We start from the raw sequence: 16054 nt of genomic DNA, 5'->3' as shown, positions 1-16054 counted from the left end.
CTCGAGGGGACGGGCGCGTGATGTCTCGGGCTGCGTCAGTCGGCGTCGATGAGACGGGCGGTCTCGTCGTGCCAGGACGTGGCGACGGAGCGGAGCTTCTCCTCGTACTTGCGGCCGTGGTGCGCGCAGAACAGGAGCTCGCTGCCGTTCACCTCGGCGGCGATGTAGGCCTGCGCGCCGCACGAGTCGCAGCGGTCCGCCGCCGTGAGGCGGTAGGAGGGGGCGGGAGCTTCGGTAACGGTCATGATGTCTGCCTCCTCGGTGGTTCATCCGTGCGCTTGCGGGATGCATCACATGCAACCACAGAGGACTGAGAATCCTGCCGAGATACGGGCCGTTTCGCTCACCGCGTACGGCGGAGCCCGCTTCCCCAGACGGGAGTAGGCGCCGGGGGAGTGTCAGCCCGGCGATGTCGGCGGTCGCGATTAGCATCGAGGATTGTGACTGCCGAGTACTCCGCCCATCATCTCCAGGTCCTGGAGGGTCTCGAAGCCGTCCGCAAGCGCCCGGGCATGTACATCGGCTCGAACGGCTCGCCGGGGCTGATGCACTGCCTGTGGGAGATCATCGACAACTCGGTCGACGAGGCGGTGGCCGGCAACGGCAGCCGGATCGATGTCATCCTCCACAAGGACGGCTCGGTCGAGGTCCACGACCGAGGTCGCGGCGTCCCCGTCGACGTGGAGCCGCGCACCGGTCTCACGGGCGTCGAGGTGGTCTACACGAAGCTCCACGCGGGCGGGAAGTTCGGCGGCGGCTCGTACGCGGCATCGGGCGGTCTGCACGGCGTGGGCGCCTCGGTGGTCAACGCACTGTCCGAGCGTCTCGACGTGGAGGTCGATCGCGGCGGCAAGACCCACGCCATGTCGTTCCATCGCGGCGAGCCGGGCGTCTTCGCCGACGCCCCGGGCGAGCGCCGACCGGATGCCGCGTTCACCCCGTTCGAGGATCGCAGCGAACTGCGCATCGTCGGCAAGGTCGCCAAGGGCGTCACGGGAACCCGCGTGCGGTACTGGGCCGACCGCCAGATCTTCACCAAGGACGCGGCCTTCCAGCTCGACGAGCTGATCACCCGCGCGCGCCAGACCGCCTTCCTCGTGCCGGGGCTCGAGATCGTGATCCGCGACGAGCGGGGCGGGCCCGAGGGCGATGGCGAGCCGATCGAGACCGCGTACCGCTTCGACGGCGGCATCTCCGAGTTCGTCGAGTTCCTCGCCGCGGACGCCCCGGTCACCGACACCTGGCGTCTCACCGGCACCGGTACGTTCAAGGAGACCGTGCCGATGCTGCAGGCGAACGGGCACATGGTCTCGACCGAGGTCGAGCGCGAGTGCTCCGTCGACATCGCGTTGCGCTGGGGCACCGGCTACGACACGGCCATCCGCTCGTTCGTCAACATCATCTCCACCCCCAAGGGCGGAACGCATCAGCAGGGCTTCGAGCAGGAGCTGCTCAAGCAGCTGCGCGATCAGGTGGCCGCCAACGCCCGCCGTCTCAAGGTGAGCGCCAGCGAGAAGCTCGAGAAGGACGACGTGCTCGCGGGCCTCAGCGCCGTGCTCACCGTCACGGTCCCCGAGCCGCAGTTCGAGGGGCAGACGAAGGAGGTGCTCGGCACCCCCGCCGTGCGCGCCATCGTCGCGAAGGTCGTGCGCGACGCCCTCAAGGAGCGCTTCACGTCACCCAAGCGCGACGACAAGAACCAGACGGCGATGCTGCTGGACAAGGTCGTCTCGGAGATGAAGGCGCGCGTCTCGGCGCGGGCCCACAAGGAGACCCAGCGCCGCAAGAACGCGCTCGAGAGCTCGTCCCTGCCCACGAAGCTCGTCGACTGCCGCACGCAGGACGTGGAGCAGTCCGAGCTGTTCATCGTCGAGGGCGACTCGGCGCTGGGCACCGCGAAGCTCGCGCGCAACAGCGAGTACCAGGCGCTGCTTCCGATCCGAGGCAAGATCCTCAACGTGCAGAAGGCGTCGGTCAGCGACATGCTGTCCAACGCCGAGTGCGCCTCCATCATCCAGGTGGTCGGCGCCGGATCCGGCCGCACGTTCGACCTGGACGCCGCCCGCTACGGCAAGGTCATCATGATGAGCGACGCCGACGTCGACGGCGCCCACATCCGCACCCTGCTGCTCACGCTCTTCTACCGGTACATGCGACCGCTGGTCGAGGCGGGCCGCGTCTTCGCCGCCGTGCCGCCGCTGCACCGCGTGATCGTCGTGAACCCCGGCTCCAAGCCGAACGAGACGATCTACACCTACAGCGAGGCCGAGCTGCACAAGCTCCTCGAGAAGCTGCGCCGGTCGAACCGCCGCTGGCAGGAGCCGATCCAGCGCTACAAGGGGCTGGGTGAGATGGATGCCGACCAGCTGGCCGAGACGACGATGGCCCGCGACGGCCGACTGCTGCGGCGCGTGCGACTGGAGGACGTCGAGGCGGCCGGTCGGGTGTTCGAGGTCCTGATGGGCAACGAGGTCGGGCCCCGCCGCGAGTTCATCGTCGACTCGGCCGATCGCCTCTCGCGCGAGTCCATCGACGCCTGAGCGGGCGGATGCGCCGCGGGGCGCGGTCAGGCGCTACGCCGTGAGACCCGCCACGCCGGCCCAGAGCACCGCGACGCCGCCGAGGAACGACAGCACCAGGATGCCCCTGCGAGCGGCCCGCTCGGGGAGACGGCTGGCGACGCGGGCACCCACCAGGACGCCAGCGATGATGACGCCGCAGAGGATCAGCCATCGCCACCACGGCCAGGGCGGAGTGCCGGCCGGGTCGAGCACGCCCTTCGCCAGCAAGGTCGCGCCGCTCATCACGAGGAAGAACGGCTGCAGGGCGGCGGCATAGGCACGCTGCGGCCAGTCACCCAGGGCGCCGTAGATGCCGACGGCGGGGGCGGCGACGCCCACCGAGCCGTTCAGCACGCCCGCGATCGCTCCGGTGACGGCGACCGGGACGTTGCCGGTGAGGGGTCGCGCGGCGCGGTGCAGCCAGGCCGAGAGGCCAACGCCCACCAGGATGATCGCGCCCATAACGGTCTTCAGCAGGCCGTCGTCGGCGAGCCGGGCGAGCAGGATCCCCGGCACAACGCCGGCGAGCGCCGGAACCAGCAGCCACGGCAGCCGCCGCCAGGACACCAGGGGCCACACCTCTGCGAGCACGAGCAGCGAGGCGACGACGCCCATGGCGGTCATCGCGGTCACCGCGGGAAGCGGGCCGACGACCAGCACGAGGACCGGCATGGCGACGAGCCCGAAGCCCATCCCCAGGGCGCGCTGTCCGAGCGCCCCGACGAGCGCCGCGGCGCAGACGGCGAGGAACCCGAGCTCGGGCACGTGCTCAGGCGCCGGGCGCGACCAGGGTGCGGCCGATCGACGCGATGGGGGCCTCGAGCGGCTGGCCCGAGGCGTCGCGCCGCGCGAGCGTCTCCGGCAGCTTCCGGACCGCGCCGGTGGCGTCGACGGCGCGGGCCGGATCCGGGCCGACCCACGCGAGGGTGACGAGGTTCTCGCCCTTCAGGAACGCGTGGGCGCGGACGCCACCGGTGGCACGGCCCTTCGCGGGGAACTCCGAGAAGTCGGTGATCTTCGCGCGGTTGATCTCCATGCCGGCGATGGCGTCGGACGAGCCGGAGACGGTGATCACCACGGTCTCGCTGCCGACCGCTGCGCCGAAGAAGACGACCTCGGCCTTCGGCGCGAGCTTGATGCCCGCCATGCCGCCCGCGGGCGCACCCTGCGGGCGCACGGACGACGAGGCGAAGCGCAGCAGCTGCGCGTCGGAGGTCACGAACACCAGCTCGGCCTCCTCGTCGGCCGCGGCGGCGCCGACCACGCGGTCACCCGGCTTGAGGCCGATGACCTCGAGCTCCGGCTTGGGCGCGAGAGCCGACGGCACGATGCGCTTGACGATCCCCTGCGCGGTGCCGATGGCGACGGGGACGTCGGAGGAGAGATCCACCAACGTGAGGATCTTCTCGGACCGGTCGGTGAGCCCGACGTAGTCGTGGAGGCGCACACCGACCCCGAGCTGCACGGAGTTCGCCGGCACCGAGGGCAGGTCGACCGGGGTGAAGCGCACGATGCGCCCCTTCGAGGTGAGCGCTCCCACCTCGCCGCGGATCGTCGCGTCGACCGTCGCCAGGATCGCGTCGTGCTTGCTGCGGCGGCCGGGGGCGATGAGCTGCTGCCCCTCGGGCACCTCGATGCGCACCGCGCGGCCCGTGGTGGACAGGGCGATGGTCGTCGCGCCGTCGGCGATCTGCAGGTCGGGCTCGCCCTTCTTGGCACGGGGCGCGGCCGGCTTGCCGTTCATCAGCAGGGTCCGGCGGGGAGTCGCGTGCTTCTCGGCGGTGGCGTCGAGCTCGAGGGCGACCTGGCGGCGCAGCAGCACGTCGGAGCCGAGCAGCTCCTCGAGCTGGGCGATCTCGGCCAGCAGCGCATCGCGCTCCTGCTCGAGCTCGATGCGGGAGAACTTCGTGAGGCGGCGCAGGCGCAGCTCGAGGATGTACTCGGCCTGCACCTCGTCGAGATCGAAGACGCTGCACAGCTTCCCGCGTGCCTGCTCCGAGGTGTCGGACGAGCGGATCACCTGGATCACCTCGTCGATGTCCAGGATCGCCACCAGGAGGCCGGCCACCAGGTGCAGGCGCTCCTGACGGCGGGCGAGGCGGTAGCGGCTGCGGCGGGTGATGACCTCGAGGCGGTGGTCGATGTAGACGCGCAGCAGCTCCTTCAGGCCGAGCGTGCGCGGCTGGCCCTCGACGAGGGCGACGTTGTTGATCGAGAACGAGTCCTCGAGGGGGGTGAGCTTGTAGAGCAGCTCGAGCACGGCGCTGGGGTCGAACCCCGTCTTGATGCCGATGACGAGGCGCAGGCCGTTGTTGCGGTCGGTGAGATCGGCGACGTCGCTGATGCCCTGCAGCTTCTTGGACTGCACCGCGTCCTTGAGCTTCTCGATCACGCGCTCGGGGCCGACCATATAGGGCAGCTCGGTGATCACGAGCCCGGTGCGGCGCGGGGCGACCTGCTCGATCGACACCTTGCCGCGCAGCTTGAACGCGCCGCGGCCGGTCTCGTACGCGTCCTTGACGCCGTCGAGGCCGACGAGGATGCCGCCGGACGGGAAGTCGGGGCCGGGCACGAACTCCATCAGCTCGGCCGTCGTCGCCTCGGGGTGCTCGAGCAGGTGGGTGGCGGCGGCCACGACCTCGCTGAGGTTGTGCGGGGCCATGTTCGTGGCCATGCCCACCGCGATGCCGCTCGCTCCGTTGACGAGCAGGTTCGGGTAGGCGGCCGGCAGCACGGCCGGCTGCTGGAACTGGCCGTCGTAGTTCGGGATGAAGTCGACGGCGTCCTCGTCGATGTTCTCCGTCAGGGACAGCGCGGGGGCGTCGAGGCGGACCTCCGTGTACCGCGCGGCAGCGGGGCCGTCGTCAAGCGAACCGAAGTTGCCGTGGCCGTCCACAAGCGGGACGCGCAGCGCGAAGTCCTGCGCGAGGCGCACGAGCGCGTCGTAGATGGCGGTGTCGCCGTGGGGATGCAGCTTTCCCATCACCTCGCCGACGACGCGGGCGCTCTTGACGTGGCCGCGGTCGGGGCGCAGGCCCATCTCGGCCATCTGGTAGACGATGCGGCGCTGCACGGGCTTCAGGCCGTCGCGGGCGTCGGGAAGCGCGCGCGAGTAGATGACCGAGTACGCGTACTCGAGGTACGAGCCCTGCATCTCCTGCTCGAGGGGGATGTCCTCGATGCGCTCCGGAGCGGATCCGGCCGGGTTCGGGGATGCCGGGGTCGTGCGCGCCATACTGCTTCTCTCACCTGCTGTCGGAGGGCCCCGCGGGGCCAGGACATCTGCGGGCCACGCGCGTCATGCGAGACTTGCCCGGATGCCTCCCATCGTACCGACGGGCCCTGCGACAGCCCGGAGCCTCACCGCAGTCGCCCCCGAGATGCTGCGCTCGCTCGAGGGTGCGAGCGACCTGCTGAGGCCGGCGCGCTCCGCCGTCCTGTTCGTCATCGACGGGCTGGGAGCGCTGCAGCTGCGCGCGCACGCGGGCCACGCCCGTCGCCTCTCCGCCCTGGGCGGGAAGAAGGACGTGGCGCGCTCGGTGTTCCCGTCGACGACGGCTGCGGCGCTCACCTCGCTCCTGACCGGGGCGGACCCGGGCGAGCACGGTCTTGTGGGCTATCGGGTGATGGATCCCGATCAGGGGCGGCTGGCGAACCAGCTCAACGGCTACGAGAAGGACGGACTGGATCCCGCGGCCTGGCAGCGTCGGCCGACCGTGTTCGAGCGCGCCGCGGCGGCCGGACGCCGCACCTTCGCGGTGGGCATGACGGAGTACGCGCGGACCGGCTTCAGCGCGGCGATCCTGCGCGGCGCGATGTACGTCGGGTCGGACGACGTCCGCATGCGCGTGCGGATGGCCTACGAGCTGGCCGCCGGGGAGCCCGGCTCCCTCGTCTACTGCTACCTGCCCGAGCTGGACAAGGCCGGCCACCGACGCGGCGTCGACTCGCCGGCGTGGCTGGGGGCGCTCGAGGACGTCGATGCGGCGTTCGCAGCCCCCGTCCCGTCGGGCGTCGGGGCGATCGTCACCGCCGATCACGGCATGGTCGACGTCCCCCGGCACCGTCACATGCTGCTGGCGGCGGGCGACCCGCGTCTCGACGGGGTCGCGCACCTCGGCGGTGAGCCTCGGATGCTGCACGTCTATCTCGAGCCCGGCGTCGACATCGCGGCGGCCGCGGCGGTGTGGGCGGCGGAATCGGGCCGGGCGGGGGATGTCGCCACCCGCGACGAGGCGATCGCGGCCGGCCTGTTCGGGGCGGTCGCCGACGAGGTGCGTCCGCGCATCGGCGATCTGCTGGTCGCGGCGCGCGGATCCTGGGCGTTCTACGACGATCGCCTCGAGGACAAGCGCGCGCAGGACATGATCGGCCAGCACGGCTCGGTCACCCCGGAGGAGACGACGGTGCCGCTTCTCCGCCTCGGCGCATACGCCTAGCCGGTCGTCGAGCCGGGTCGAGACGCCGGTCGTCGAGTTTCGCCGAGACGGGCGTCAGTCGTCGGTGCGCGCCCCGAAGACGATGTCGTCCCACGAGGGCATCGACGCGCGACCACGGCGGCGGCGGCCGTCGTCGTCCTTGGCGGGCTCCTGCCCGGAGGTCGCGGGCGCCGCATCGGCCGTGTCGAAGAGGTTCACGGGCGCGCGGCGCTCGGTCTCCTGCGGCGCGGCCGGCGTCTCGTCGGCGGGCTCGGTGTCGAATGCCGGCGCGGACTCCCGCTGTCCGCGGCGTCGCCGCAGGGCCTCGAGCAGGTCGGCGGTGTCCGGGTTCGGGGCCTGCGCGCCGGGGGCGCGCTTGGTCGCGAAGTCGCGCACGGTGGGCGGCTGCTCGGGCTCGCCAGCGGTGTCCGGCACGTGGCGCGGGCCGAAGGCGGCCGAGTCGAAGCGGTCCTCGTCTCCCGAGCCGTCGGTCGCGGCCGTGTCGAGCGCGCGCAGGCGGGGGATGAGGCCCTCGGGCATCGGCCCCTGTCGCGACAGCTGGGTGGCGTCGCTGTTGAGGGGCGAGAGCGCGCTGCGTCGCGGCTCGAAGCCCCAGCGTGCGTCGTGCTCGACCTCGTTGGCGACGAACTCGAGCTTCACGATCCAGCCCGAGTCCTCCTTCCAGCTGGTCCAGCGCTCGCCCGCGGCACCCAGCTCGGCGAGCTTGGAGCGGATCGCGACGCCGAAGGTCGGATTCTCGTCCTGCTGCAGCTCGATGCCCATGAGCACGGGCACGGCCAGCGCCTGGCCGACGATGTGCTCACGCTCGGCGATCACCGGCCCCTCGAAGCGCCGCACGTCCTCGACGCGCGCACCGAGCAGGGCTGCGACGTCCTCCGCGGACATGCCCGCGCGGATGTGCATCTGGATCTCGCGGGGGCTGGGCATCGGCGCGCGCGGCTCGGCCGGAGCCTGGTCGCGCTGGGCCTTGCGGATCTCCGAACGCAGCACGTCGTCTATGGCGAGCGTGAAGCGCTGACCCGCCTCGGTGGCCAGCACCAGGCGGCCGTCCTCGGTTCCGATGATGGTGAGCGACTCCATGTCGGTCATGGTTTCATGCGTCCGCCCGAACTCGGGGAATAGCGCGGGCGCGCCGCGAGTTTCCCCTGCCGCACGCACCCGCCACGCGCACGCATTTGCGTTCACAGCTAAGGGCGTGCAGACTATCGCCGCTCCGCCGCTTCGGCGGACCTGCACCACAGCTGATGAAAGAAGTGTGACCCACTCACATGGCAACCGATTACGACGCCCCCCGCAAGACCGAGGACGACGGCAACGAGTCGATCGAGGCCCTCAAGGCGCGCGTGCCCGACACGATGTCGGGTTCGGTGGACGTCGAGGATTCGGACAACCCGTCGAGCTTCGACCTGCCGGGCGCCGACCTCTCGAACGTCGAGCTGGATGTCGTGGTGCTGCCCCCGCAGGATGACGAGTTCACCTGCATGAGCTGCTTCCTGGTGAAGCACCGCTCGCAGATCGACCACGAAGACGCCAGCGGCCCGATCTGCAAGGACTGCTCCTGAGCTGACCGCTCAGCGGGCGGTCTGCGCGTGACGCACCGCCGCCGCGAGGCGGTCGGGCGTGCGCGACGAGATCGTCCACGATGACACGGGGTCGTCGGGATCGATGTCCGGAAGGACGACGATCCCGGCGACCCCTCCTCGTATCAGGTGCCAGCCGCGCGAATCCAGGCCCGTGCCGCGTGCGGCGCGCGCCTCGTCGCCCGTCAGGGCGACGGGCTCGCCCAGCAGGGCCACGTCGATGTGCGCACGACCCGCGCGCAGCTCGGTGCCCCGCACCTCGATGACCGGCGAGCCCAGGATCATCCCCGCCACGACCAGGATGCCCACGGCGAATCCGATGGCGAGCGAGAGCGCGCCGTCGAACTGGACGAACACCAGCGCCGCCATGGGGGCGACGACGGCGGCGGAGCCGAGCATCCACAGCGACGGCGACAGCCGCTCGCGATAGAGCGGGCGGGCGGCGTCTGCGCGCCGGGCCTCAGCGGGCCGGGCGGGCGGTGTTGTGTTCTGCATTACCCTCGTGGAGTGACCGAAACCGTGGACATCCCCATCATCGCACCGGCCCCGCCGGTGTACGCGCACCCCGGCGACGCGGGCGCGGATCTGGTGGCGTCCGAGGCCGTCCGACTCGAGCCGGGCGAGCGCGCGCTCGTCGGCACCGGCGTGCGGATCGCGCTGCCGGAGGGGTACGCCGCGTTCGTCGTCCCGCGCTCGGGCCTCGCGGCCAAGCACGGCATCACGATCGTCAACGCGCCCGGCACGATCGACGCCGGCTATCGCGGCGAGATCAAGGTCGCCCTGCTGAACACCGATGCGCGGGAGGCGTTCGACATCGCCGTCGGCGACCGGATCGCGCAGCTGATCCTGATGCCGGTGCCGCGCGCGAACTTCATCCCCGTGGACGAGCTGCCCGAGAGCGTCCGCGGCGCCGGGGGATTCGGATCCACCGGCATTCTTTCCCAGGGAGGGAACTCATGAGCGACGAGCTCGAGAACGGCAAGTCCGCCCCCGCCGACCGTGCGACCGCCGGCCCGCTCGACGAGACCGAGGCCAACCCGGTCCGCCCCTACATCGACCTCGGCGGCATCAAGGTGCTCCCGCGCGAGGGCCTGAATCTGCGTCTCGAGGTCGAGGAGCAGACGAAGCGCATCGTGGCCGTGGGGCTCGACTACTCGGATTCCACGCTGCAGGTGCAGCCTTTCGCCGCGCCCCGCAACGCGGGGCTGTGGGAGGAGACCCGGGCGCAGATCCGCGACCAGGTCCGCCAGCAGGGCGGCCGCGTCGAGGAGCGCGAGGGCCCGCTCGGTGCGGAGCTGCTCGCGGAGGTCCCGGTCGTCGCGGGCTCGGACGCCCAGATGCGCCTCGCGCGGTTCGTCGGCGTCGACGGCCCCCGCTGGTTCCTGCGTGGTGTCATCGGCGGTGCCGGCGCATCGGATCCGGCCGCGGCCGCGCAGGTCGAGGATCTGTTCCGCTCGATCGTGGTCGTCCGCGGCGGGGCGCCCATGCCCCCGCGCGATCTCATCCCGCTGAAGATGCCGTCGACGCCCGCGTCGGCCTGATCGCCGCACGATGACCACGGATCCGGCGGCGGGGGAGCCCCGCGGCCGCGGCGAGGCGGACGGCGGCGACGAGCAGTCCTCGACGTCGGACCTCCTCGGCGAGGCGTTCGGCGGCGTCGCGCGCCGCATCGGCATCGATCCGACGGAGGAGGCGTCCGCCGGCGATGTCGTCTGGAAGGCGATGGGCGGCTTCCGCGGTGTGCTCGAGTCGGTGCTGCCGAGCCTCGTCTTCGTCCTCGTCTACACCTTCTGGCCGGATCCGCTGATCCTCTCGCTGGGCCTGTCGGTCGGCATGGCCGCGGTGTTCACTGTCCTGCGCTTCGCGCAGCGCTCGACGCCCGCGGCGGCAGTCGGCGGGCTCGTCGCGGCCGGCGCCGCGGCCGGCCTGGCGCTGTGGACGGGGGACGGGCGCGACAACTTCGTCTTCGGGCTCATCACCAACGCGGTGTACGGCACCGCCTACCTGATCTCGGCGCTCATCGGCTGGTCGCTGATCGGCCTGCTCGTCGGATTCCTCGTCGGCGAGGGTGTCGGCTGGCGCCGGGATCGCCGCAAGCGCCGCGTCTTCTTCTGGCTCGCCATCGCGTGGGCCGCGCTCTTCTTCGCCCGCCTGGCCGTGCAGCTCCCGCTGTACCTGGCGCACGAGACCGCCCTGCTCGGCACGCTCAAGCTCGTGATGGGTCTGCCGCTGTTCGCGCCGCTGGTCGCCGTCACCTGGCTGGCCGCGCGCTCGCTCTATCCCGCGAGCCGCGACTCCTGACGCCTCCGGCCGCGTGGTAGATTTATCTCGACGTCAAGATAAATCCCTCATCCCGCGGCGGCGTCCCGCGCCCTCCCGCTGTTAGGCCCGCCTTGCTGGTCGAACCGCCCGCGCGAGGGCAAGATGGGGAGCGCAATGCGCGGTCGACCAGGAGGAGACAGCCCGTGTCAACGGTGAACAGCTTCGGTGCCAAGAGCACCCTGACAGTCGGCAGCACCGACTACGAGATCTTCCGCATCGATGCGGTCGACGGCTTCGAGAAGCTGCCCTTCAGCCTGAAGGTGCTGCTCGAGAACCTGCTCCGCACCGAAGACGGCGCGAACATCACCAAGGAGCAGATCTCTGCCCTCGGCTCGTGGGATCCGTCCGCCCAGCCGAACACCGAGATCCAGTTCACGCCCGCCCGCGTGGTCATGCAGGACTTCACCGGTGTTCCCTGCATCGTCGACCTCGCCACCATGCGCGAGGCCGTCACCGCCCTCGGCGGCGACCCGGACAAGATCAACCCGCTCTCGCCCGCCGAGATGGTCATCGACCACTCGGTCATCGCCGACCTCTTCGGCTCCGAGAACGCCCTCGAGCGCAACGTCGAGATCGAGTACGAGCGCAACGGCGAGCGCTACCAGTTCCTGCGCTGGGGCCAGACCGCCTTCCAGGACTTCAAGGTCGTGCCCCCGGGCACCGGCATCGTCCACCAGGTCAACATCGAGCACCTGGCCAAGGTCATCTACGACCGCACCGTCGACGGCGTGCTGCGCGCGTACCCCGACACCTGCGTCGGCACCGACTCGCACACGACGATGGTCAACGGCCTCGGCGTGCTCGGCTGGGGCGTCGGCGGCATCGAGGCCGAGGCCGCGATGCTCGGCCAGCCCGTCTCGATGCTCATCCCGCGCGTTGTGGGCTTCAAGCTCACCGGCGAGATCCCCGCCGGCGTGACCGCGACCGACGTCGTCCTCACGATCACCGACATGCTCCGCCAGCACGGCGTCGTCGGCAAGTTCGTCGAGTTCTACGGCGAGGGCGTCGCCTCGGTGCCGCTCGCGAACCGCGCGACCATCGGCAACATGAGCCCGGAGTTCGGCTCGACCGCCGCGATGTTCCCGATCGACGACGTCACGCTCGACTACCTGCGCCTGACGGGCCGCGACGAGCAGACCGTCGCGCTGGTCGAGGCCTACGCGAAGCAGCAGCACCTCTGGCACGACCCCTCGCGCGAGCTCGCCTTCAGCGAGTACATGGAGCTCGACCTCGCCACGGTCGTCCCGTCGATCGCCGGCCCGAAGCGCCCGCAGGACCGCATCCTCCTCTCGGAGGCCAAGGCCCAGTTCGGCCGCGACATCCTCAACTACGTCGAGGCCGAGGAGGCGCAGGAGGTCGACGGCACCTTCCCGGCGTCCGACCCGGGCAACACCCCCGGTGTCGAGCACGAGGTCGTCGAGGCGCACCACGAGCACGGCCCGTCCGTCCTCGTCAGCGGGGACGCCCACGCGGCGTCGAACCCCGTCAAGGTCACCACGCCCGACGGTCAGGAGTACCTCCTCGACAACGGCGCCGTCACGCTCGCGGCCATCACGTCGTGCACCAACACGTCGAACCCGTCGGTGATGATCGCCGCCGGTCTCCTCGCCCGCAAGGCCGCCGAGAAGGGCCTCAAGCGCAAGCCGTGGGTCAAGACCACGCTGGGCCCGGGCTCGAAGGTCGTCACCGACTACTACGAGAAGTCGGGTCTCGACAAGGATCTCGAGGCGCTCGGCTTCTACACGGTCGGCTACGGCTGCACCATCTGCATCGGCAACTCGGGCCCGCTGATCGAAGAGGTCTCGGCCGCGATCAACGAGAACGACCTCGCCGTCACCGCGGTGCTCTCGGGCAACCGCAACTTCGAGGGTCGCATCAGCCCCGACGTGAAGATGAACTACCTGGCCTCGCCGCCGCTGGTGGTCGCCTACGCGCTTGCCGGCTCGATGAACTTCGACTTCGAGACCGACGCCCTCGGCCAGGACGCGGACGGCAACGACGTGTTCCTCAAGGACGTCTGGCCCGACACCGACGAGGTCCAGCAGATCATCGACTCGTCGATCTCGCGCGAGCAGTTCATCACCCAGTACGCCACCGTCTTCGAGGGTGACGAGCGCTGGAAGACGCTGCCGACCCCGACGGGCCCCGTGTTCGAATGGGACGAGAAGTCGACCTACGTCCGCAAGGCCCCGTACTTCGACGGCATGTCGATGGAGCTGACCCCGGTCACCGACATCACCGGCGCGCGCGTGATGGCCACGCTCGGCGACTCGGTCACGACCGACCACATCAGCCCGGCCGGCAACATCAAGGCCGGCACCCCCGCCGCGCAGTACCTCACGGAGAACGGCGTCGCCCAGCGCGACTTCAACTCCTACGGCTCGCGCCGTGGCAACCACGAGGTGATGATCCGCGGCACGTTCGCGAACATCCGCCTCAAGAACATGCTCGTCAGCGCGGTCAACGGCGGTGCCGTGGTCGAGGGTGGCTTCACTCGCGACTTCACGCAGCCCGAGGGTCCGCAGTCGTTCATCTACGACGCGAGCCAGAACTACCAGGCGCAGGGCACCCCGCTCGTCATCTTCGGCGGCAAGGAGTACGGCTCCGGCTCGTCGCGCGACTGGGCGGCCAAGGGCACGAGCCTGCTGGGCGTCAAGGCGGTCATCACCGAGAGCTTCGAGCGCATCCACCGCTCGAACCTCATCGGCATGGGCGTTGTGCCGCTCCAGTTCCCCGCCGGCGAGAGCTGGGCGTCGCTGGGCCTCGACGGCACCGAGATCGTCTCGATCGAGGGCCTCGAGCAGCTCAACGAGGGCATCACCCCGCAGACGGTCAAGGTCACCGCGACCCCGAGCGAGCACTCGCCCGAGGGCAAGCAGCCCATCGAGTTCGACGCGGTCGTCCGCATCGACACCCCCGGTGAGGCCGACTACTACCGCAATGGCGGCATCCTGCAGTACGTGCTGCGCAGCCTGGTCTGACGCATCCTGACGAACGGCCTCCGGGGACTCTCCCGGGGGCCGTTCGTCATTGGTGGGAATCCCAGATGTCGAGCGTAGGCTCGGTTCATGCGACGTGATGAGCCAGCGAAGCGAGACGGATCGGGTCTTCTGGACGGGATCAGCGGTCCGCGCGACCTCGACGGTCTCTCGCCGGAGCAGCTCACCAACCTCGCCGCGGAGATCCGCGAGTTCCTCGTCGAGAACGTCTCCCGCACCGGGGGGCACCTCGGCCCGAACCTGGGCGTGGTCGAGCTGACCATCGCGCTGCACCGTGTGTTCTCGTCGCCCGATGACCCGATCATCTTCGACACCGGCCACCAGTCGTACGTCCACAAGCTGCTGACGGGGCGCCAGGACTTCTCGGGTCTGCGGGCCCGCGGGGGACTGGCCGGCTACCCGCAGCGCACCGAGAGCCCCCATGACGTCGTCGAGTCGTCCCACGCCTCGAGCTCGTTGAGCTGGGCGGACGGCATCTCCCGTGCCTTCGCGGCCACGGGCCGCGGCGACCGCCACGTCGTCGCCGTCGTGGGCGACGGCGCCCTGACCGGCGGTATGACGTGGGAGGCCCTGAACAACATCACCGACGACAACGAGCGGAACCTCGTCATCGTCGTCAACGACAACGGCCGCTCGTACGCGCCGACCATCGGCGGCATGGCGCGCCACCTGAACCGCGTCCGCACCACGGAGACCTATCGCGACCTCTCGCGGCGCTCGTCCCGCGCCGCCGGCCGCTTCGGCGCGGTGGGCCGCGCCGTCTACCGCGGCGTGCGCGGAGGCACCCACGGCTTCCTGTCGCGCTTCACCAACAACTCTGCGCTCTACTCGAACCTCGATGTCAAGTACCTCGGTCCGGTGGACGGCCACGACCTCTCCGCCCTGATCGAGACCCTGGACCTCGCGAAGTCGTACGGCGCCCCGGTCATCGTGCACGTCATCACCGAGAAGGGCCGCGGCTACCAGCCCGCCCGCGACGACCAGTTCGACCAGTTCCACGCCGTCGGCCGCATCGACCCCGCCACCGGCGGCGCACTGGGCGGCGCGTCCGCCCCTGGCTGGACCGACGTGTTCGCCGACGAGCTGGTGCGTGTGGGTGAGCGCCGCCCGGACGTCATCGCGATGACGGCCGCCATGCTGCGGCCCACGGGGCTGGCGCCCTTCGCCGAGCGCTTCCCGGAGCGCGTGTACGACGTCGGCATCGCCGAGCAGCACGCCGTCGCCTCGGCCGCGGGGCTCGCCTACGGCGGCCTGCATCCCGTTGTGGCCCTGTACTCGACGTTCGTCAACCGCGCGTTCGATCAGGTCCTGATGGACGTCGCGCTGCACCGTGCCGGCGTCACCTTCGTGCTCGACCGGTCCGGCGTGACCGGCCCCGACGGTCCGAGCCACCACGGCATGTGGGATCTCGCGCTGCTGCACATCGTCCCCCGGATCCGGATCGCGGCTCCCCGGGACGAGGCGCGCCTGCGCGAGGTGCTGCAGGAGGCGGTCGAGGTGCGCGACGCCCCGACCGTGATCCGATTCCCGAAGGGCGCCGTGGGGGAGGACATCCCCGCCATCGAGCGCCTCGAAGACGGCGTCGACGTCCTGGCGCGCGGCGAGAGCGAGGACGTGCTCATCGTGGGCATCGGGCCGTTCGCCCGCCTCGGCCTCGACGTCGCCCAGCGTCTGCGCGCGCAGGGCATCGGCGCGACGGTGATCGACCCGCGGTGGGTCGTGCCCGTGGCCTCGTCGCTGGTCGACCTCGCCGCCCGCCATCGCCTCGTCATCACGCTCGAGGACGGCATTCGGGTCGGGGGCGTCGGCACCCGCGTGCGTCAGGTGCTGCGCGAGGCCGGCATCGACACGGCCGTCGACGAGCTCGGTCTTCCCGACGCGTTCCTCGATCACGCCTCGCGCGAGCAGATCCTCGAGGACGCGGGCCTCACACCCGCCAAGATCGCCCAGGATGTGGTGGCGCAGGTGCTCGGCACGCGCGTCCCGGTCGCCCGGCCGGAGCACCGCGCGGGGCTCCCGGCGGTCACGGGCGAGTTCCGTCTGCACGCTCCCAACAGCTGAGCGCGCGGGAATCCCCCTAATCCCACCGATTCGGTGGCCTTTTGTGACGCGAGGTTTCACGAGACGAGCGGTGGCCGGTCAACGTCCATAAT

Annotated in this window: 13 protein-coding genes; 8 read left to right on the top strand and 5 right to left on the bottom strand. The window is 70.9% G+C overall.

The window, feature by feature from the left end; all coding sequences use genetic code 11:
- Positions 1-35: 35 nt before the first annotated feature.
- Positions 36-245, bottom strand: coding sequence for a DUF7455 domain-containing protein (locus ACOKGD_RS08405; protein ID WP_342334632.1), 210 nt, complete (start codon positions 243-245; stop codon positions 36-38).
- Positions 246-440: 195 nt separating this feature from the next.
- Between ACOKGD_RS08405 and ACOKGD_RS08400 the strand changes: the two genes are divergently transcribed.
- Entirely contained in the window at positions 441-2540 is a 2100-nt protein-coding gene (locus ACOKGD_RS08400; protein WP_421355035.1) for a DNA gyrase/topoisomerase IV subunit B, read from the top strand.
- Between the two features lie 33 nt (positions 2541-2573).
- On the opposite strand, the gene ACOKGD_RS08395 is transcribed toward ACOKGD_RS08400, so the two are convergent.
- Both ACOKGD_RS08395 and ACOKGD_RS08390 read right to left on the bottom strand, forming a co-directional pair.
- Positions 2574-3326, bottom strand: a complete 753-nt coding sequence (locus tag ACOKGD_RS08395; RefSeq protein ID WP_342334633.1) for a sulfite exporter TauE/SafE family protein — start codon at positions 3324-3326, stop codon at positions 2574-2576.
- A 4-nt stretch (positions 3327-3330) separates the two neighbouring features.
- A complete protein-coding gene (locus ACOKGD_RS08390; protein ID WP_342334634.1) occupies positions 3331-5796 on the bottom strand; it encodes a DNA gyrase/topoisomerase IV subunit A in 2466 nt (821 codons plus the stop codon).
- Between the two features lie 82 nt (positions 5797-5878).
- On the opposite strand from ACOKGD_RS08390, the gene ACOKGD_RS08385 reads away from it, so the two are divergent.
- Positions 5879-7000 (top strand): alkaline phosphatase family protein, encoded by a 1122-nt coding sequence (locus ACOKGD_RS08385; RefSeq protein ID WP_342334635.1) that lies wholly within the window; start codon positions 5879-5881, stop codon positions 6998-7000.
- A 54-nt stretch (positions 7001-7054) separates the two neighbouring features.
- Here ACOKGD_RS08385 and sepH read toward each other — a convergent pair whose 3' ends face one another.
- A complete protein-coding gene (gene sepH, locus ACOKGD_RS08380) occupies positions 7055-8080 on the bottom strand; it encodes a septation protein SepH (RefSeq protein ID WP_342335505.1) in 1026 nt (341 codons plus the stop codon).
- A 188-nt stretch (positions 8081-8268) separates the two neighbouring features.
- Between sepH and ACOKGD_RS08375 the strand changes: the two genes are divergently transcribed.
- Positions 8269-8562: a DUF4193 domain-containing protein gene (locus ACOKGD_RS08375; protein WP_342334636.1), complete on the top strand. Its 294-nt coding sequence runs from the start codon at positions 8269-8271 to the stop codon at positions 8560-8562.
- 9 nt (positions 8563-8571) lie between these two features.
- Here ACOKGD_RS08375 and ACOKGD_RS08370 read toward each other — a convergent pair whose 3' ends face one another.
- Entirely contained in the window at positions 8572-9075 is a 504-nt protein-coding gene (locus ACOKGD_RS08370; RefSeq protein ID WP_342334637.1) for a DUF3093 domain-containing protein, read from the bottom strand.
- Between the two features lie 12 nt (positions 9076-9087).
- Here ACOKGD_RS08370 and dut point away from each other — a divergent pair, with 12 nt between their 5' ends.
- From dut to dxs, 5 genes are all read left to right on the top strand, one after another.
- Complete coding sequence (gene dut, locus ACOKGD_RS08365; protein ID WP_342334638.1) at positions 9088-9540, top strand: dUTP diphosphatase; 453 nt, start codon at positions 9088-9090, stop codon at positions 9538-9540.
- Positions 9537-10121: a DUF3710 domain-containing protein gene (locus ACOKGD_RS08360; protein WP_342334639.1), complete on the top strand. Its 585-nt coding sequence runs from the start codon at positions 9537-9539 to the stop codon at positions 10119-10121. Before dut ends, ACOKGD_RS08360 begins: the two co-directional genes overlap by 4 nt.
- A gap of 10 nt (positions 10122-10131) precedes the next feature.
- Positions 10132-10881 carry a DUF3159 domain-containing protein gene (locus ACOKGD_RS08355; protein ID WP_342334640.1) on the top strand — a complete coding sequence of 250 codons (750 nt, stop codon included), beginning with the start codon at positions 10132-10134 and terminating at the stop codon, positions 10879-10881.
- Between the two features lie 164 nt (positions 10882-11045).
- A complete protein-coding gene (locus ACOKGD_RS08350) occupies positions 11046-13883 on the top strand; it encodes an aconitate hydratase (protein WP_342334641.1) in 2838 nt (945 codons plus the stop codon).
- Positions 13884-13970: 87 nt separating this feature from the next.
- Complete coding sequence (dxs, locus tag ACOKGD_RS08345; RefSeq protein ID WP_342334642.1) at positions 13971-15962, top strand: 1-deoxy-D-xylulose-5-phosphate synthase; 1992 nt, start codon at positions 13971-13973, stop codon at positions 15960-15962.
- Positions 15963-16054: the final 92 nt, after the last annotated feature.

It is taken from the genome of Microbacterium phosphatis, assembly GCF_049177115.1.
Classification (GTDB): Bacteria; Actinomycetota; Actinomycetes; order Actinomycetales; family Microbacteriaceae; genus Microbacterium; species Microbacterium phosphatis.
Note: the sequence above shows the minus strand (reverse complement) of the source record. Positions and strands in the feature narration are given on the sequence as shown.